Source organism: Chryseobacterium sp. Mn2064, from assembly GCF_049319685.1.
In the GTDB taxonomy this organism is placed as follows: Bacteria; Bacteroidota; Bacteroidia; order Flavobacteriales; family Weeksellaceae; genus Chryseobacterium.
Genome location: NZ_JBMOUE010000001.1, coordinates 730,679 through 749,470, shown reverse-complemented (window position 1 = coordinate 749,470; position 18,792 = coordinate 730,679). Strand labels below are relative to the sequence as shown.

Below are 18,792 nucleotides of genomic sequence, written 5' to 3'. Positions count from 1 at the left end.
CCAATTGCCATTTTTTTTACTAATTTTATCGAAAAACCTGGCCCGATGAAGCGCATAACCATAAAAGATCTGTCTAAATTTTTGTCATTATCTACGTCTACCATCTCCCGTGCGCTGCTTAATGATAAAAATGTGAATGAAGAAACCCGTAAAAGAGTGCTTGAAGCAGCGGATCAATTAGGGTATAAACCCAACCTTACGGCTTTAAGTTTAAAGTCTGGCCAATCCAAAACAATAGGCGTTGTAGTACCAGAAATGATCACTCCTTTTTCGGCAAAAGTATTGGAAGGAATTCAGAATATCATGTACCCTCTTGGCTACAGGCTGGTGATTACCCAGTGTGACGAGAACCCGCTCATTGAGAGGAAAAATCTACAGCTTCTTGAAAGTTTTGATGTGGACGGAATCATTATGAATTTATGCCACGAAACGTATAACAATGATATATACCAACGCATCATCAATCAGGGAACGCCTTTGGTTTTTTTCGACAGAATTCCGGATCAATCTCTGGATGTTTCCAAAGTAATTGTGGATGACAATATTAAAGCTTCTCTGATGGTGGAATACCTCATCAAAACCGGGAGAAAAAGAATCGCTTACATCATGGGACCGCCTACGATAAGGAATGTTATAGAAAGGCTTAACGGATACAAACGTATTGTAAGCAAGTATCAGGTTTTTGATGAGCAACTGATTGTAAAAACCGAAGGAATGACGTTTGAGCATGGCAGAAATGCAGCACAACAGCTATTACAGAAAAATATAGAGTTTGACGGCATTTTTGCATTCAGTGATACATTGGCGATTGGGGCAATGAATTATCTTTTTGAGCACGGCATCAAAATTCCCAATGATGTAGGTATTGCCAGCTTTTCCGGGACAGAATTATCTACCATGACCTATCCTCAACTCACCAGTGTACAGCAACCTTTAGTAAAGATGGGTGAAATGGCTGCAGAATTGATTTTAGAAAAAATCAAAGATCCGTCAAAAGCCAGCAGAACCGTTTTAATGGATGCCGAACTTATATTCAGATCTTCCACAAAGTAAAAACCCTTCTTAAAATATAAATTTTTAAATACATTATTAATTTTCAAGGTAAATAATCTGTCCTTTTTAAAGAAATAAAAGTTAAGTTTCGTATAAATTATCTATCTTCCAAAAAATAATAACTTATGAAACCTAAGGTTCATGCTTTTGAACTTTACAATACGATGATATGATGAAATCAAAACTAATAGCTTTATTCTTGCTGACTTCGGCAGGGCTTTTTTCGCAAACTATTGACCGAAAAAAGATGGATGACTATCTAAATTATATTGGAAACAACAATCTGGGAATTGGAAGTATTTCAATTTTCAAAGATGGAAAAGAGGTTTACAGTAAAAGTTTCGGACAAGAAAACCTTCCGGATAAAATATATAATAAAGATACCAAATATCACGTAGGCTCCGTTACCAAAATGGTTACCGCCACGTTAATTTTCAAACTGATTGAAGAAGGAAAATTAAATCTGGAGGATAAACTGTCAGATTTTTTCCCGGAACTTCCCAATGCCAATATCATTACGATCAGAAATCTTCTGGAACATTCCAGCGGATTGGGAAGCTATGTTGTAAAAGACGGTGAAGTATGGGTAACAGATAAAGCCACCCGGAAAGAAATTTTTCATGTTATACAAAAACAAGGGACAAGCTTTAAGCCTGATGAAAAGGTAGCCTATTCCAATACAGCTTATTATCTTCTGACGGACATTCTTGAAAAAAAATATAATCTTCCCTATCACAAAATTGTTGAACGCGAAATAACAGCTCCTCTTGCATTAAAAAACTTTGCTTCCACAAAATCAAATCCGAAGAATGTGTTTAAGCCTTACCATTATGAAAACAACCATTGGAGCGACATGAAGGATATTCTCCCTGAAAATGTTATTGGAGTTGGTGATATTGTATCTACATCAAAAGACTTAAATATTTTCAATGAAAATCTATTTCACAATAAAATCCTCAAAAAAAGCTCTATGGAAAAGATGATTCCTGCTTCCGGTAAAGGTTGGGGACGAGGGATTGCTTTATGGGATTTTGACGGAATAACATTTTATGGGCATGGTGGTGATACATTAGGTTCTCACGCTCTTCTTATTTATAGTCCTGAACAAAATCTGTCAATTGCTTATAATACAAATGCCGAGCGAATTAACAAAGAAAGTTTCGTCAAAAACATAGTTTCTCTGCTCTACAGTAAAGAATTTAAATGGCCGGAAATAAAATAGTACGGTAAAAAGACTCTATTAACAAGAGATCAACATTTACCATACAAGCCTTTACTCGGAAAAAAATAACGTAAATTTGCTTTATCCTATCGCTAAGGATAGGTTTTTAGTTAAAAAAGAATGAAAAAAGCAGCACTTACTTTATTGACTCTCGTTGTACATACTTTTTGTCAGGCGCAGAATTTTGATATTATTCCATTAGGAATTTATGGTGGAGAACAGGAAGATAATTTATCGGCTTATTTGGTCGGAACTCCGAAAGGCAATGCATTTATCTGTTTGGATGCAGGAACGGTAAATGCAGGAATCCGAAAAGCCATTGAATTGAAAAGCTTAAACGGGCCGGAAGATGTTGTTCTGAAAGATCAGATTAAAGGATATTTTATTTCTCATGGTCATTTGGATCACTTATCCGGGCTTATCATCAATTCTCCTGCCGATTCTAAAAAGGATATTTTCGGAATTTCACCGGTGCTTCAGATTTTACAGAATCATTATTTCATTACAGATACGTGGATCAATTTTGCAGATAAGGGACAGCAGCCTATTCTTGGAAAATACCATTATAATGAACTGCATGAAGAAACGGAAACTCCCGCAAAGGACACTCCATTTTTCCTGAAGGCCTATGAACTCAGCCATGTAAATCCTTATAAAAGCAGCGCTGCTCTTGTAAGATATGATGATCATTATTTGCTGTATCTGGGAGATACGGGTGCTGACCGTATTGAAAAGTCCAACCAATTGGACAAACTTTGGGAAAGTGTAGCTCCGCTTATCAAAAAAGGACAGCTGAATACCATACTTATAGAAGTTTCTTTCCCTAACAGTCAGCCTGAGCATCTTTTATTCGGACATCTTACTCCAAACCTATTATTGGAAGAACTGCAAAAGTTAAAAGATAAAACAGGGCAAAACAATCTGAAAAACCTGAATATTGTCGTTACTCACAGAAAACCGACAAAAGATAATCCGGAGATTATAAAAAAGGAATTGCTGAAAAACAATCCTTTACAGATTAATTATATCTTCCCGGAACAAGGCAAAAAAATCAATTTACCTTAATAAAAATGAGACAGGCTTCTGTCTCATTTTGTTTTTATAGACCTTTTATTTATTTTTAATCAACCTGTAATTTCCGGTAGCAGTATCATTCGCAAAAATTTCTCCGGTTTTGGGATTGAGGATCATCATGGATTCGTACAAATCTTTATTCCAAAGCCCAATATTCTTTTTTGAATCCACTTTAATTTCATCGAAAAAAATAGAAATACTGTTGTCTTTTAAGCTTCTTCGCACCTGTACTTTATTAATCATTATAACAATTTACAGGAAGACTTTCCAGCTTTTATCCAGGCAACAGGATTCAACATTTTATTTTCCTTATTTTTGTTATATAATATAGTATATGCACGTCGACAAATATACAGGAGAAAAAAAGGTACATCCGGGGGAACACATCATTTTAACCGCAGAGAACATTGCAACAACTGAAATATGCAGACAGGAACATCCTCAACCCGTTCATAAACAAAAGATGCTGAAGGATCATTTCCTGTTATTTGTTACCCAGGGTACTCATGAAGTAAGATTGGGAAATGACTGTTTTTTGGTTCATAAAGGGGAAATGGTGCTTCTCAAAAAAGCAACTTATGTAGAGTTTGTAAAACGTGGCAATCCGAGCAATGATTTCATTTATGAAAGTGTTTCTTTTTCTTTAAAGAAAAGCATCATTGTTGACTTTATAAAGCTTATTGAAATTGACGGTTATGTTAAAACTTCACCCTTGGAAGAAGATGAAGTCCTCATTCATCCTTATGGTGCCCGTCTTCAGACTTTCCTGGAGTCACTAAAACCTTATTTCGATGACAATGAAGAGGTAAAAATGGGATTATTCAAATTGAAAATCCTTGAACTGCTATACGATCTTTCCCAAACCAATGCCCAGTTTCTGCAACAGCTGATAAGGCTGAACCAACATGAACCCGCTGATCTTCTGCAGACGATGGAAAATCATTATCTTGAACCTCACTCGATCAGTGATCTTGCCCTGATCTCAGGAAGAAGTTTATCCAGTTTCCGTCGGGATTTTGAAACTACTTTTCGTACAACACCTGCAAAATGGATTCAGGAAAAGCGTATGCAAAAGGCTCGTGAGCTCTTTTTAACTACAGAACTTCAAATTACAGAAGTATGCTACGAAATCGGTTACGAAAACGTTTCTCACTTTTCAAGGTTGTATAAAAGCTTCTTCGGATATAGTCCCAGTGAAACTAAAAGTCAAGTAATTTGAATTTTTTAGTACAATATTTTTTATTGTAATGTCTGATATTTGTTGAAGCGCAATCACGCATTCTTCAAGAAATAAGACATGAAAAAAATAATTCAATTCGCTGTATTTCTAAGTTTCGGATATACAGGATTATTCGCACAGCAAAAGAATTTTCAGAAATTAACAACCGTTTTTGAGGATCAGGATCACCAACTGACCGGAGTTGCGGTATCTTCCTCTGAAAGGGTATTTACCAATTATCCTCGCTGGGGAGAACCTTACCGATATGCTTTAGTAGAAGTAACAGGTGCTAAAACCTCCGTCCCTTTCCCAAATAAATCTTGGAATGAATGGAACGGTACCGGTGATAAAATGCAACATTTCCTTTGCGTGCAAGCTGTAGTCATTGATGATCAGAATACCATGTGGGTAGTAGATGCCGGTTCTACGCAACCTTCTCAGGATAATGATAAAGGTCAGAAATTGGTTAAGATCAATCTTACCACCAATACTGTAGAAAGAGTTTACCCTTTGGCAGGAGCTACCGATGGGAAAAGCTATATGAATGATGCACGTATCGACACTCAAAAAAAGCTGGCTTATATTACCAATTCCAATGAAGGAGGAATCGTGATTGTGGATCTGGTATCCGGAAAGGCCCGACAGGTTCTTAATAAGGCTAAAGTAACTCAAACCAATCCTTCTTATCAACTTAAGAGAAACGGAAAAACATTACTCAAAGACGGCCAGCCTTTTCATATACAGTCGGATGGCATTGCTTTAAGCCCTGATGGTCAACAACTTTACTTCAAGGCTTTAACCGACAATTCTCTTTACCATATTTCCACAGCAGATCTTAATAATGAATCGTTATCTGAAGCTGAACTGGAAAAAAAGGTCATCTTTGACGGGAAATTTACAACAACGGACGGAATGGCTTTTGATTCTAAAGGCAATTTATATTTGGGAGATCTGGAAGCAAGAAAAATCATTCGTATTACCCCAGCATTAAAAACTGAAACCGTAGTTCCGGCCAACGAAGAACTTGCTTGGCCCGACAGTTATCACATTACAAAAGATGGCTGGTTATATATCAGTTGCTCACGCATCGATGAACAGCCTCAGTTTCACCAAGGTAAAAGTGAGCGTAAAGGATCGTATAAAATATATAAGATACATCTTTAAGAGAAAATACTTCTAAAAATGACATTATAGGTCATCACCAATACATTTAAATTCATTTAAAAAAACAATTATGGAATACAGGCTATTAGGAAATTCAGGATTATATGTATCTGAACTCTGCTTCGGAACCGGAACTTTTGGAGGTGTACATGGTTTTGAAGCATGGGGAAGTACTCAGGTTGCCGATGCTAAAAGAATCATTGACATCTGCATTGAAGCGGGAATCAACTTCTTTGATACGGCAGACATCTACTCTCAGGGAGTATCGGAAGAAATTTTAGGAAAAGCTATCGAAGGGAAAAAGCGAGAAGATCTTATCATTTCCACAAAATCTACATTTCCTTTCGGTGAAGGGCCAAACAATCAGGGATCTTCCCGTCACCGCATTATTCAGCAGGTAGAAGGAAGTTTAAAACGTATGAATACGGACTATATTGATGTTTATCATATGCATGGTTTTGATGCAGTAACGCCTGTAGAAGAAACTTTAAGAGCCTTGGATGATCTTATTGAAGCAGGAAAGATCCGTTATATTGCCTGTTCCAATTTTTCAGGATGGCATCTGATGAAGTCGTTAAGTATTTCTGAAAAATACGGATGGAATAAATATATCGCTCATCAGGTATATTATGCTTTAACGAATAGAGATTATGAATGGGAATTGATGCCATTAGCCGAAGATCAAAAAGTAGGAGCAATCGTTTGGTCTCCGCTTGCAGGAGGAAGGCTTGGCGGAAAATTCAGCAGAAGTAAAGAATGGCCTACTTCAGGGCGTGTTGCAGAAGGTGGAAGCCCGGTACATGAAGACAGTATTGAAAGAGAAAACCTTTACCGCATCACAGATGTTCTGGAAGCTATTGCTGCAGAAACAGAAAAAACAGTTCCTCAGGTAGCTTTAAACTGGCTGCTGCAAAGACCTACAGTGTCAACATTGATCATTGGAGCTCGTAATGAAGAACAGCTAAAAGACAACTTAGGAGCAACAGGTTGGAAATTAAATGAGGAGCAGATTCAAAGGCTTAATGAAGCAAGTAAAACAAAGGCACCTTATCCTTATTGGCATCAGACGGAACGTCCGAAAATAAATCCGGCAGTCAATATTTTCATCTAGAATAAACTATTTTTTAATCAAAAGGTAAGGGAGAATGATGTATTCATATTCCTTGCCTTTTTTATTTTTCTAAAACGAAACTGAAACTACTCTTTTTCAGTCGTCATATTATTTTTCTGCTTCTTTTCTGAGAGCTGTAGGCGTTTTATTGAAATGAGCTTTAAAACTTCTGCTCAAATGCCCTTCATCACTAAACCCAAATTCATAAGCCAGCTGAGATAAAGTCTTATCCTGATGAACCCATTGGTACGCAATCATATTCAACACATATTGCTGTACATACTTTTTGTAGGTAGAACCCGTAGCTTTTCTAAAATATTGAGTAAAATAGTCTTTGTTGATAGAAAAATGTTCAGATATATTTTTAACGGAAAGCTGGTCTTTTTCACGAATATTTTCCTGAATATACCGTAATATCAAATGTATTTTCTCATCCTGAGGCCGTGTAAGGTTTAACTTCGTTTCATCCATCAACAGCGTAAGAATAAGACACAACGTATTTTTGATGATGAGATTCTGATAAACGGACACTTTCTTATAAGAGCTGATCAAAAGAGAAAACAATTCCCCTATATTTTTGCGGCAGGTATCTGATAAACGTATTTTTCGGTTCGATGAGAAAAGTCCTTGTTTTAATAATTCAAGTTCTTTATTTTGAAAGTTCTGAAGAAAGAAAGCTTCATTGAATTTGATGATCCGCACCGCTGTTTTTTCACTAAACACGAAAAAATGACTCTCCCCTGGCAAAGTGATAAACACATCTCCAGAATGGTAAACGAACTGATCGTCGTTGATATAATGAAGCCCCTTCCCTTTTATAATGAACTGTATTTCATAATGCGTATGTTTATGAATAGTAAAAGGCCACTGCTCTTTGAACAGATAATCGATCTCAATATCTTTTGCCAAACTTTTTACATGCATCTTAAAAATATTCAAGTTATTCTTCTTTTTCTCCAAGTATCGAAGCTGTAGTCTTTCACAACTTTGTCCGTACAAAAATAAGTAATTAAACAAGTTTAAATTATGAAAACAAAAAGTGAAAAACCCAATGTATTCATTACAGGAGTAACAGGTTATCTGGGAGGGTCCATTGCCGATAAACTTCTTAAAAATGGTTATCGTGTAACCGGATTGGTACGAACAGACGATGCAGAAAAAATTGAGGTATTAGAAAAAAGAGGCATACAAACGGTAATAGGAAATCTCGATAGTATCGAAACACTCACCCACGCTTCACAGAAAGCTGACATCGTGATTCATACAGCGAATGTTGATCATATTTCTTCAATCTATACTTTAGTTGCCGCTTTGGAATATTCGGGAAAAACGTTGATCACCACTACAGGTTCTTCTATTGTTGCCGATTATGCAGACGGAGAATATGCCGGTTCTGTATTTTATGATGAAGACACTTATCTGAACCCTGTTTCTTTCAGAAAACCAAGAGTAGACATCAATGCATATGTTCGTATGGCAGCTATTGAAAAAGGAATCAGGACCATTGTTATTTGTCCATCTATGGTGTACGGAAAAGGAAAAGGTCTGCAACCTGACAGCGACCAAATCCCTAAACTCATTGGGTTCTCAAAGCAGGAAGGTGCCGGATTGTATTTTGGAAAAGGTCTTAACAGATATTCCAATGTATTCATTGATGATCTTACAGATTTATATCTTTTAGCTTTGGAGAAAGCTCCGGGAGGATCATTTTTCTATGCTGAGAACGGCCACAATTCTTTCAGGGAAATTGCAGAAATGATCAGCGAATACATAGGCCTTAAAGGAAAAACCCACAGCATAAGCATTGAACATCTCATTGAATTTCACGGGGAAGCAGATCGTCTAGGAGTAGCCTCAAACAGTCTTGTAAAATCTGTAAACGCAAGAAAAATAGGCTGGAATCCAACAGGACCTTCTTTGGAAGAATATTTCTTAGAAATTACTCATCTTGAACAATAGATAAAGCAGGTATAAAAAGATTGATACATCAAAAAGAGGGTTATAGTTTTTAACCATAACCCTCTGACTGAGATGAAATAATTGAATTTGTTATGTAAATTTTAAATTCCCCCTATTTTGAGGCTTCAATAATAACGTTTGCAACTTCCTGAGGATGTGAGATAAATACAGCGTGGCTAGCTCCTTTGATTTCAGTCACTTTTGTCCCCGATCTTTTATACATATTTCTCAAAATAATGGGATTGATACTTTTATCGGACGTTGGAACAATTCCAAAAGTTGGTTTGGTGTGCCAATCAGCAGCCGTAACTGCGGTAATGAATGATGATGCCAATATAGGCTTTTGTGAATGAGCCATAAAAGTAGCCTGATCATGGCTAAGATCCGCAGCAAATCCCGCATGGAATTTTTCAACATCATAATATGCAAACCCCTCATTATCTGGCGGTAATATACCCGCTTCAGGAAAACCTGGCTGTGAAGAATACCATGTATCTGTACTCTCTCCTTTATCAGGCTGGAAAGCCGTAACGTATACCAATGACCCTACATTTTTATGAGAGCTGGCTTCCGTAATTACCGTTCCTCCCCATGAATGTCCCACTAAAACAGCCTGTCCGTCAAGCTTATCCAAAATTCTGCGAACCGCTGCATTGTCATCCTTTAAAGAAGTCAAAGGAATCTGAGCAATTGTCACATCATAGCCACGTTTTGTTAGGATGTCATAAACCCCTTTCCAGCCAGAGCCATCTACAAAAGCTCCATGTACAAGAACTACATTTTTGATTTTTGCAGGATTATCTTTTTTCTGTGCTTTCAAATTTGAAAAGCCAAAAACTACCGTTAATACCAGTAAAAGTGTAAGATGAATTTTTTTGATCATGAGAGTATGTATTAAATGATAGTTGTTGAAATATTAATATTCCCTTGTATTGCCTTTGAATATGGACAGATTTGGTGGGCCATTTCTATAAACTTTTCCACTGTTTCTTTCTTGATTCCCGGCATACTGACAAACAGCCTCGCTTGTAGAAAATAAGCATCACCTGTCATTCCAAGATCCACTTCTGCATCTACATAGGTATCTTTTGGAAGCAAAATTCCTATTTCTTTAGCAGCCAGTCCCAATGCACCGATGTAACATGCAGACCATCCTGCTGCGAACAATTGTTCCGGGTTGGTCCCCTTTCCTTTTAGCCCTGGAGGAGTCAATAAAATATCAAGTTTCTCATCGCTGCTTTTTGCATTTCCTTCTCTTCCTCCTGTTGTACGAGTCTTAGCCGTATAAAGTACTTTTTCTATTACCATTTTTTATTGTTTTATTGTTTACTATGTTTTTGTGTGTTCTATAAAATAGTTTATCAATTTTCTTTTCGCTATTCTTTCTTTCGTTATTTAATGATACAAAGAGAGCGTAAAATTTCAAATGATAACAGTTTAAAATGGCTCAAATAGACATATAAAGGGGTAAAGTAGACAATTAAAATATTGAAACTGGCAATTCAATTTTCAAACATTGAAGTGGAAAAATTTTTCGTAGGCAAAGGTTAAAAATTAGGTTCAGTACTTTTGCTGTCTTACATTTTTTAAATACATTTACAGCGTTCTATTCAATCTTTAGATATATTTTCTTTCTCAGAATTCTTTACTTCTGCTCTATTTCATGAGCAATTCTATCATTGAGTCATTCAACATATCTTAAAAAAAATGAGAAATAAGAAAATAACAATATACAAATGGACAACCGCTATCACTCTTTGTTTGTCTTTGGCAGCCTGTGCTCCTAACCCAGCAATAATAAAAATCAGCTCACCAGACGTATCAAAGGCTATTGGACCTTATTCGCACGCCATAAAAGCCGGCAACCTTATATTCTGTTCAGGGCAATTGGGACTTTTACCAGCTACAGGAGAACTGTCAGGCAATGAAATAGAAAGTCAAACAAGACAATCTATTCTGAATATTAAAAGTATCCTGGAAAGTGCTGGTTCTGATCTATCAAAAGTAACTAAAGTGACCATTTTTTTGGCCGACATGAGTGATTATACTACCGTAAACCGTATTTATAGTGAATATTTTAGCAATCATCCGGCACGTTCTACTGTACAGGTAGCCAAGTTGCCCAAAAATGGACTGATAGAAATCGAATGCATTGCTATAGTTCATTAATAAACACTTATAAACACAAAAAAACGGGAACTTCTGATTCCCGTTTTTTTGTTTCTACACTTTGATTATCTATATTTTCAACCTTCAAAAAATTGAAAGAGGTTTCGTAATCGACACTTTAATACTATTTTACCTGTTTGTCAATCCAAACTACAATAACTAAGCTACTAAAAAACCAATCAACTAGTGAGACAACACATCTGCTTCCATAATTGCCACTGCAAATTCTTTAGGAGCTTCCTGAGGTAGGTTATGGCCAATTCCTCCTGTTAAAGTATGATGCATATACTTTCCTTTGTATTTGGAAGCATAATTTTCAGGAAGAGGAAATGCAGCACCGTTAGCATCACCTTCCAAAGTTACAGTAGGTACAGTAATATCGGGCAATTTCGCAAGTTTCGCTTCAAGTTTGTCGTATTGCTTTTCTCCTTGGGCCAGTCCCAAACGCCAACGGTAATTGTGAATGACAATACCAACATGATCCGGGTTTTCAAAAGCTTTGGCAGAAAGCTGATAGGTTTCTTCATCAAAAGACCATTTTGGAGAGGCCGTTTTCCAGATGAGTTTATTGAAAGCATTTGTATTGGCCTTATACCCTTTATATCCTCTTTCCGTTGAAAAATAATATTGATACCACCATAAAAATTCGGCATTCGGAGAAAGAGGTTTCTTATTTATTTCTGGACTTCCAATCAGGTAACCGCTTACCGCAACCAGCGCAGAGACACGCTCCGGCCAAAGAGCTGCCATAATATCAGCAGTTCTTGCTCCCCAGTCAAAACCACCGACAATAGCTTTATCAATCTTTAAAGCATCCATAAATGCAATAATATCAAGTGCTACCGCTGACTGTTGACCGTTACGCATCGTTTGTGGAGAGACAAATGTAGTGGTTCCGTAGCCTCTCAAATAAGGAATCAATACCCGATATCCTTTTGATGAGAGTAATTCGGAAGATTTTTCAAAGCTATGGATATCGTATGGCCATCCGTGAAGTAGTATAACAGGTTTTCCGGTTTTCGGTCCAACCTCTGCATATCCTACATCAAGCACTCCGGCACGAATTTTCTTTGTATTCTGAAATGCTGAATGAATAGATGAATCTATGTATTCTCCTTTTTCCTGTAAAGGCTCTTGAGCATGTAATAATAAGCCACCTGTTCCTAAAAGCATTATTATAGAGAATGCGATAAGGGTTTTTCTGTTAAAATTTGATATTATATTCATTGTATTGATTTAAAAGAATTATTAGTTAAATATTTTTAAGGCAAAGCCAAAATCCTGGGACGGAACATTGAATTGATCACGGCATTGCATCAATTGAATAGCTCCCTTTAAAGCTCCGTTCTTACTTTTGAGCTTAAGGGCTTGTTCCAAATCAAGATCAGTTTCAAAATAAGTAGTGGGTATATGTAAAAGTTTCTCAAACTTTCGAATGGATGTAGCTTGATCGACACCTAAGACAAGTTCATAAGATCTTTCTGACTGGAATGTCAATTTTAAATTATCTGGGCTTTTCAAAATATTACCCAACGTGTAATAATCCCAGCTAGGTGTAATGTTGCTTTTTACAAGACTTCCACTTTCAGTAAAGGATTTGCTTTTAAGCGTGTATTCCTTTGTTAATTGACCTATTGTGGTCTGCCCTTTTACATATCCACAGAATATCATAAGAAGCGTTGCCACTAGAAATATTGCTTTGTTCATTTTTTATTTTTTATTTGGTTCAATCTTAAGTTTTGTTCTACAAATAGACAGTAATTATACAGTTTTCACCAGTGAAAATTGGTTGAAATAGACATTTTGAAACATGAAGTAGACAGGCATTGTCCTAAAGAAATTACAATCAAAAAACATAAAAACTGCCCAATAATTTTGGGCAGTCCCACAATCAAACAAATGCAATGAAACACTCTATACAGTTAACATCAAACCGATTGCTTTTAAAAATATTGAAGACCCATCATTATTCTTATAGCTCAGTTCGTCCACCCTATACATTGTCTGAATAAATAGTTTATCTAGATTAATTACTTTTCTATTTTTAAACTCCTGATTATTTTTTTGCTTCTGTATTTTTCTAGCTCATTAGAGTTTTCCACGGAATGATTTAAATGCATTTCTCATCTCATGCACAAAAAGTTCAGGCTGTTCCCATGCGGCAAAATGCCCTCCTTTGTTCAATTTATTAAAATAGATCAGTTTTGGATAAGCACTCTGCGCCCATGATTTTGGTGTGGCATAAATCTCATCTGGAAAAGCACTTACTGCTACAGGAATTTTAATCCCCCTCGGATCGAAAAACCCTCCAGTGGCACCCTGAGAAGCTTCCCAATAAAGACGTGCTGATGAAACCCCTGTATTGGTAAACCAGTACAGTGAAATATTGTCTAAAATATCGTCCTTTGAAAGTCCTTCCTGCCCTCCGGCAAACACTCTGGCAATCAATTTCTGGCTCCTGTCATCGTGATCCAGCATCCATGCCGCAAGCCCTATTGGTGAATCATCAATCGCATATAACGTCTGAGGTCTCAGGCTCATTTCCTGAGCATAACCCAACCCTTTTTTGTAAAAGAAATCAAGCTGCTCAAATGCATTCTTTTCATCAGCATCCAGATTCGAAGGCATTTTACCTTTTGCCAGCGCATCAGAAATTTCCTGAGGAACTGCGGCGGCCATATTGGTATGAATTCCAAGTAGAGCTTCGGGAGCAATCAGAGCCATATTCTCAGAAATTGCATTTCCCCAATCACCGCCCTGCGCTACATATTTATGATAGCCCAAACGGTCCATCAGTTTGATCCATGCTTTCGCTATATGAACAGGATTCCAGCCTAAATCGGTTGGTTTTGCCGAAAAGCCGTGCCCCGGAATAGAAGGGATAACCACATCAAATGCATCTTCTGCTTTTCCTCCAAACTTCTCCGGATTAGTCAACTGTTCAATAATCTTAAGCTGCTCAATAACGGATCCTGGCCATCCATGGGTAATAATCATTGGTAAAGCCTTTTTATTTTTTGAACGTACATGGATAAAATGAATATCCACACCGTCAATATTGGTAATGAATTGCGGATAAGAGTTCAATTTAGACTCGATTTTCCTCCAGTTATATTGTGTCCCCCAGTAATCTGCCAATGATTTCATAGTCTCAAGCTTAACGCCTTGAGTTTCGTTACTCACAAGTTCACGGTCCGCCCATTTCGTATTTTGTATACGCGCTTTCAAATCAGCTATTTTTGATTCAGGTATATTGATATGAAATGGTCTTATACTTTCATCCTTGTGAGTTTGTACGGTATTATTCAAGGAGGCCTGCGCATAGCTTACCTGTGTTGTTACTATGGTAAATGCTACTAAAAACAGGGCTTTTACAATTTTATTTTTCATTGTCTTGATGTATTGAAATTACTATTATCTAAGAGATCTAAATGCTGCTCTAAGCTCTTCTGTAAAGACCTGAGGCTGTTCCCATGCCGCGAAATGTCCCCCTTTAGAGGCTTTATGATAATAATATAATGAAGGATAAGCTGCTTTTGACCAGCTTTCAGGAGCCTGATAGATTTCGTGAGGAAAAACAGAAATCGCTACAGGAACTTTTATATCCTTGGTTTTCTGATGGTCTGAACTAAAATTATTGTTATTATTTTCCCAATAGAAACGAGAAGATGATGCCCCTGTATTCGTTAGCCAGTACAGTGTTATATCATCAAGAATAGCGTCGCGGCTGATTACTTTCTCCGGCTTTAGATCACTTTCCGTTCACTCTGCAATTTTTTCATATAGAAATGCTGCCAGTGCAGTGGGAGAATCAGACAATAAATAACCTGTAGTTTGAGGTCTTGTTACCATCATTCCTCCATAAGCTGCATTTCTGCCAAAGAAGGTACTCATCGAATTATAGGCTTTTGCTTCCTCTGATGAAAGAGTTGCCGGAGCAGGATCTCCTGCATTGATCGGTTTTACCAATTCTGCAGGAATGGTTGCCGGCATCGTTATATGAATTCCAAGTAATCCCGAAGGCGCCTGTCTTCCCAAAGCATCTGATATGACTGATCCATGGTCTCCGCCTTCAGATACATATTTTGTATAGCCAAGTCGTTTTACAAGTATATCCCAAGCTTTGGCAACACGTTCAGGATTCCAGCCGGTCTCTTTTGGGATCTCAGAAAATCCATAACCGGGGATTGCAGGTATAATAACGTCAAACGCATCTTCGGCTTTTCCTCCATATTTAACAGGATCAGTAAGCGGGCCGATAGCCTCAATAAATTCTAAAGGAGAACCAGGCCAACCATGGGTAAGAACTACTGGTAATGCTCCTTTTTCCTTTGAGCGGACATGAATGAACTGAATATCTAGACCGTCAATTTTGGTTACAAATTGTGGAAGAGCATTCAATTTGTGTTCAATTTTACGCCAGTCATACCCATTTCCCCAATAATCAACCAGTTCTTTTAATTGTCCAAGTTGAATTCCCTGTGATTCGTCTTTTACTGTTTCTTTGTCCGGAAAGCGGGTATCCAGAATACGTTTTTTCAGTTCATTAAGCTTAGCCTGTGGGATATTGATCTTAAAAGGTCTGATACTTGTATCTGATTTTGAAGTTTGATTGGTTGTTTGAGTAGCTTGTGCATTTATACTTATAGGAGTACTTAGTGCGAAAATAGCCAGCGTAAGGATTGTTGTTACTTTTGTTTTCATTGCTTTTTTAATTTTGAGTTGATAATATGTTTGATTTTGTTGTGGCAAATGTATATCTACTGTGTTTCGCACTCAATAAACAATGGTTTCAAATAGACATATTCATGGCCAAACAGGGAAATATGAGGCGCGAAAAAACAGGCTGGCAAAAAAGTTATATGAAGTGGTTTTTTAGAAGTAATTATATTTTAATATCTTTTTTAATAATTCAATTGATGAATACATTTATATACTATTTCAATCATAAAAAACTCTCACAAGAAAACCTGTGAGAGATAAAATATAGGAAATCAATCCTAAGAAGGACCTGTGAAATTTTTAATTATTAAAAGTGGCAAAAGCACCTTCTGTACCAGCAAAAAAGCTGTTGTAAATCAATCCTGTATTTCCTACACGAATTTCGTAGATATCGTCCTGAAGAGCCTTCAGTAAGTCATTGGCAACATCAGAAGCGGGAATTCCATTTTCTCTGCCTCCTATTTCTACAGAAAAATCTGTGTTAACAAGTGGTGGCATCAATTCGAAAACTTTTACATTCGTGTTTTTTGCCAATTCATATCTCAACAGTCTGGTGTGAGAGTGAAGTGCTGCTTTAGAATCTGAATAGGTTGGAACATGCGAACCGGGAACAAATCCGACAATAGACGAGACGTTTACGATAGCTGCTTCGTTTTGTTGTTTTAAAAGAGGTAGAAATTTATCTGTCAAACGGATAGGCGCGAAATAGTTCGTTGTAAACTCTGCCAATGCTTTGCTGTAAATATCTTCTTCATCTGCCAGGTTATAAGCATAGGCATTCCCCGCATTATTAATCAGTATACTGATGCCTCCAAAAGTCGTCTTTACTTCTTCGTACAATCGGTTTACATCGCTTTCATTGGTAATATCCGCCTGCACTGTGAAAACATTTTCCAAATCTTTTGCGGCTTCTTCTAATTTTTCTTTTGTTCTTCCTACAATGATAATTTTATTTGCAGGACTTAATGCTTTCGCAATGGCTAAACCAATTCCTGAGCCTCCTCCAGTAATCAGGATGGTGTTGTTTGTAATGTTCATAATAATTTGTTTTATTTATTTTGTACTATTTAGTACAAAATTGATTAAAAATTTTTCCCTTTTCTCTATTTCTTTCGTTTCAAACTAATCACGACTTTCTATTGCTACTACTCCAACATTCGCAGATTCATTTCAATAAGTGACCGAAGCATTTGAGGTGAACTTTCCATTCTTCTTGTTACATGAATTCCGTTCCAGAGATTGGTAAGATGCCAGGCCAAAATTTCAGGATCCTGTTGGTTTTTAATCTGTCCATTTTCCTGGGCTTTTTTAATCGCTTTAGCAAAGATTTTCTGTAAACCTTTCAATAGCTCTGCGGTTATTTTTTTGATCTCATCATCTTTTTCAGAAAGCTGAACCAGAGCATTTCCAAGGTAGCAACCTCTTTCAATATCACAGTCTGTGGCATCGGCAAGTCTTAAAAAAAACTGTCTTATCAATTCAATCTGATCTTTTGAATCTTCAACAGCGTTGCTTATTTTTTGGTTAAAATTTTCCGCAAACTGTTTGATGGAACGAACATATAGTTCTTCTTTTCCTCCTTTAAAAGCGAGATAAAAGCTTCCTTTTCCTATTCCCATGGCTGCCAATAATTCGTCTGCAGAAGCTGTATCATACCCTTTTGCTCTAAAGACTTCGGTTGCTTTTCCTATTGCTTCCTGTTCGTTAAATATTTTTGGTCTGCCTGCCATGATTTCCATTTTGATACAGCAAAGGTATTAAATTGTACCAAATAGTACAGAATAAATTTTCAAATATGTTTTATAGTTTTTGTCAATAGAGTTTAACTATCCAATTTTATATACTTCTGTATGTAATAATCATTTATTTTGAGATTTTAGAGTGGTTACAAAATTGGATAGCCTATATTTCCTCTATTTTTTTGTAAAATAAACTAGTCTATCTGTAGTTTAAAAATAGTTTCCAGCTGCTTCCGGTTGGCAGAAGCTGGGATATTTTTCATAAGATTGTTTCTCAACCATACTCCCAAGCGATTATCAATATGCGCCAGTCGCCCCACAATACGACTACTGTTTACTACCTGCAAAGCTTTAGGTTTTCGTATTGCTTCATATTGTTGAAAGGCAGTCTGTATATTCTGTTCCTTAGACAGAAGCTTTCCAAGTACATAAGCATCTTCTATAGCCTGACATGCTCCTTGTCCCAGATTAGGCGTTGTAGCATGTGCAGCGTCCCCTACAAGGCATACCTGTTCCCGCTGCCAGCAATCAATAGGTTTAAGATCAGCAATATTACTGGTAAAAATGGCACTCTCTCTACACTGAGAAACGATTGATTGAATATCCGGATGGAACTCACTGAAGCTTTTTGTAAAATCTTCTTCCTTTGCGCTTTCATTCACCAATGCATACCAATAGACTTTATTGGGACTTATTTTTACAAAACCAAAGCGTTTTCCTTTTCCCCAAGCTTCATTAAGCTCATGATGATATTCTATCGGTAAATCCATTTCACTAATTCCACGCCAGCATATTTGCTTAGCATCACGGAACGTGCTCATAGGGAAAAGTTGCTTCCGTACTACAGAGTGTATACCATCCGCTCCAATTAACCATCGTGCCTTATTTACTGAACCGTCTTCAAAATAAAGATGATAATCGTCTTCTTTTTCTATTCTTACTAATCGTTTTGATAGACTAATATGCTCATTACCTAATGCTTCTACCAGCAATTTTTGTAATGCACCACGATGGATAGCTATATTACAAACCCCATATCGTTTTTCAAAGGTTTTCAGGTCTACCACTGATAAAGCTTTAAGATCACTATCTGTAATTTTCATAGCAGATATACGGTTACCTGCATTTTCAACCTGTTGATGAAGGCCTAAAGATTTAAAGACCTGCATGGCATTATTCGCCATAATGATTCCTGCTCCAACCGGTTTTATTTCTGTTGCTCCTTCATAGATATGCACAGGATACCCTTGCTGCTTGAGTGTTAGTGCCGTTACCAATCCACCGATACCAGCTCCTATAATTGTGATTGTTTCTTTCATAACCTACTGTTTTGATATCACAAATCTACAGAGCATTATCC

19 protein-coding genes are annotated in these 18,792 nt (G+C 36.9%); 8 read left to right on the top strand and 11 right to left on the bottom strand.

All coding sequences use genetic code 11. The features are described from left to right. The first annotated feature begins 45 nt into the window (after positions 1-45). The 3 genes from ACL9RH_RS03220 (at position 46) to ACL9RH_RS03210 (ending at position 3,340) form a co-directional block, all read left to right on the top strand. Positions 46-1,053, top strand: a complete 1,008-nt coding sequence (locus ACL9RH_RS03220; protein ID WP_422691896.1) for a LacI family DNA-binding transcriptional regulator — start codon at positions 46-48, stop codon at positions 1,051-1,053. 169 nt (positions 1,054-1,222) lie between these two features. Continuing rightward, positions 1,223-2,275, top strand: coding sequence for a serine hydrolase domain-containing protein (locus ACL9RH_RS03215; protein ID WP_422691895.1), 1,053 nt, complete (start codon positions 1,223-1,225; stop codon positions 2,273-2,275). 120 nt (positions 2,276-2,395) lie between these two features. Further along, positions 2,396-3,340 (top strand): 3',5'-cyclic-nucleotide phosphodiesterase, encoded by a 945-nt coding sequence (locus tag ACL9RH_RS03210; RefSeq protein ID WP_422691894.1) that lies wholly within the window; start codon positions 2,396-2,398, stop codon positions 3,338-3,340. Positions 3,341-3,385: 45 nt separating this feature from the next. Here ACL9RH_RS03210 and ACL9RH_RS03205 read toward each other — a convergent pair whose 3' ends face one another. Then, positions 3,386-3,592, bottom strand: a complete 207-nt coding sequence (locus ACL9RH_RS03205) for a hypothetical protein (protein ID WP_422691893.1) — start codon at positions 3,590-3,592, stop codon at positions 3,386-3,388. 91 nt (positions 3,593-3,683) lie between these two features. Here ACL9RH_RS03205 and ACL9RH_RS03200 point away from each other — a divergent pair, with 91 nt between their 5' ends. The 3 genes from ACL9RH_RS03200 (at position 3,684) to ACL9RH_RS03190 (ending at position 6,843) form a co-directional block, all read left to right on the top strand. Then, on the top strand, positions 3,684-4,568 hold the full coding sequence (locus tag ACL9RH_RS03200) for a helix-turn-helix domain-containing protein (protein ID WP_422691892.1): 885 nt from the start codon (positions 3,684-3,686) through the stop codon (positions 4,566-4,568). A 78-nt stretch (positions 4,569-4,646) separates the two neighbouring features. After that, a complete protein-coding gene (locus ACL9RH_RS03195; protein ID WP_422691891.1) occupies positions 4,647-5,732 on the top strand; it encodes an SMP-30/gluconolactonase/LRE family protein in 1,086 nt (361 codons plus the stop codon). A gap of 70 nt (positions 5,733-5,802) precedes the next feature. Then, positions 5,803-6,843 (top strand): aldo/keto reductase, encoded by a 1,041-nt coding sequence (locus ACL9RH_RS03190; protein ID WP_422691890.1) that lies wholly within the window; start codon positions 5,803-5,805, stop codon positions 6,841-6,843. Positions 6,844-6,951: 108 nt separating this feature from the next. Here ACL9RH_RS03190 and ACL9RH_RS03185 read toward each other — a convergent pair whose 3' ends face one another. Beyond that, a complete protein-coding gene (locus ACL9RH_RS03185) occupies positions 6,952-7,767 on the bottom strand; it encodes an AraC family transcriptional regulator (RefSeq protein ID WP_422691889.1) in 816 nt (271 codons plus the stop codon). Positions 7,768-7,869: 102 nt separating this feature from the next. Between ACL9RH_RS03185 and ACL9RH_RS03180 the strand changes: the two genes are divergently transcribed. Continuing rightward, positions 7,870-8,802 carry an NAD-dependent epimerase/dehydratase family protein gene (locus ACL9RH_RS03180; RefSeq protein ID WP_422691888.1) on the top strand — a complete coding sequence of 311 codons (933 nt, stop codon included), beginning with the start codon at positions 7,870-7,872 and terminating at the stop codon, positions 8,800-8,802. Between the two features lie 112 nt (positions 8,803-8,914). Here the strand turns inward: ACL9RH_RS03180 and ACL9RH_RS03175 are convergent, their stop codons facing one another. Both ACL9RH_RS03175 and ACL9RH_RS03170 read right to left on the bottom strand, forming a co-directional pair. Beyond that, positions 8,915-9,685, bottom strand: a complete 771-nt coding sequence (locus ACL9RH_RS03175) for an alpha/beta hydrolase (protein WP_422691887.1) — start codon at positions 9,683-9,685, stop codon at positions 8,915-8,917. An 11-nt stretch (positions 9,686-9,696) separates the two neighbouring features. Then, entirely contained in the window at positions 9,697-10,110 is a 414-nt protein-coding gene (locus ACL9RH_RS03170) for an organic hydroperoxide resistance protein (RefSeq protein ID WP_422691886.1), read from the bottom strand. A 399-nt stretch (positions 10,111-10,509) separates the two neighbouring features. On the opposite strand from ACL9RH_RS03170, the gene ACL9RH_RS03165 reads away from it, so the two are divergent. After that, positions 10,510-10,971, top strand: coding sequence for a RidA family protein (locus ACL9RH_RS03165; RefSeq protein ID WP_422691885.1), 462 nt, complete (start codon positions 10,510-10,512; stop codon positions 10,969-10,971). Between the two features lie 183 nt (positions 10,972-11,154). On the opposite strand, the gene ACL9RH_RS03160 is transcribed toward ACL9RH_RS03165, so the two are convergent. From ACL9RH_RS03160 to ACL9RH_RS03130, 7 genes are all read right to left on the bottom strand, one after another. Then, on the bottom strand, positions 11,155-12,198 hold the full coding sequence (locus tag ACL9RH_RS03160) for an alpha/beta fold hydrolase (protein WP_422691884.1): 1,044 nt from the start codon (positions 12,196-12,198) through the stop codon (positions 11,155-11,157). Between the two features lie 21 nt (positions 12,199-12,219). Further along, positions 12,220-12,678, bottom strand: a complete 459-nt coding sequence (locus ACL9RH_RS03155; RefSeq protein ID WP_422691883.1) for a hypothetical protein — start codon at positions 12,676-12,678, stop codon at positions 12,220-12,222. Positions 12,679-13,059: 381 nt separating this feature from the next. Next, positions 13,060-14,361 carry an epoxide hydrolase family protein gene (locus ACL9RH_RS03150; protein WP_422691882.1) on the bottom strand — a complete coding sequence of 434 codons (1,302 nt, stop codon included), beginning with the start codon at positions 14,359-14,361 and terminating at the stop codon, positions 13,060-13,062. A 372-nt stretch (positions 14,362-14,733) separates the two neighbouring features. Next, complete coding sequence (locus ACL9RH_RS03145; protein ID WP_422691881.1) at positions 14,734-15,675, bottom strand: epoxide hydrolase family protein; 942 nt, start codon at positions 15,673-15,675, stop codon at positions 14,734-14,736. A 318-nt stretch (positions 15,676-15,993) separates the two neighbouring features. Then, entirely contained in the window at positions 15,994-16,731 is a 738-nt protein-coding gene (locus ACL9RH_RS03140) for an SDR family oxidoreductase (protein WP_422691880.1), read from the bottom strand. 107 nt (positions 16,732-16,838) lie between these two features. Then, on the bottom strand, positions 16,839-17,423 hold the full coding sequence (locus ACL9RH_RS03135; RefSeq protein ID WP_422691879.1) for a TetR/AcrR family transcriptional regulator: 585 nt from the start codon (positions 17,421-17,423) through the stop codon (positions 16,839-16,841). A 203-nt stretch (positions 17,424-17,626) separates the two neighbouring features. Next, positions 17,627-18,751, bottom strand: coding sequence for an FAD-dependent monooxygenase (locus ACL9RH_RS03130; protein WP_422691878.1), 1,125 nt, complete (start codon positions 18,749-18,751; stop codon positions 17,627-17,629). Positions 18,752-18,792: the final 41 nt, after the last annotated feature.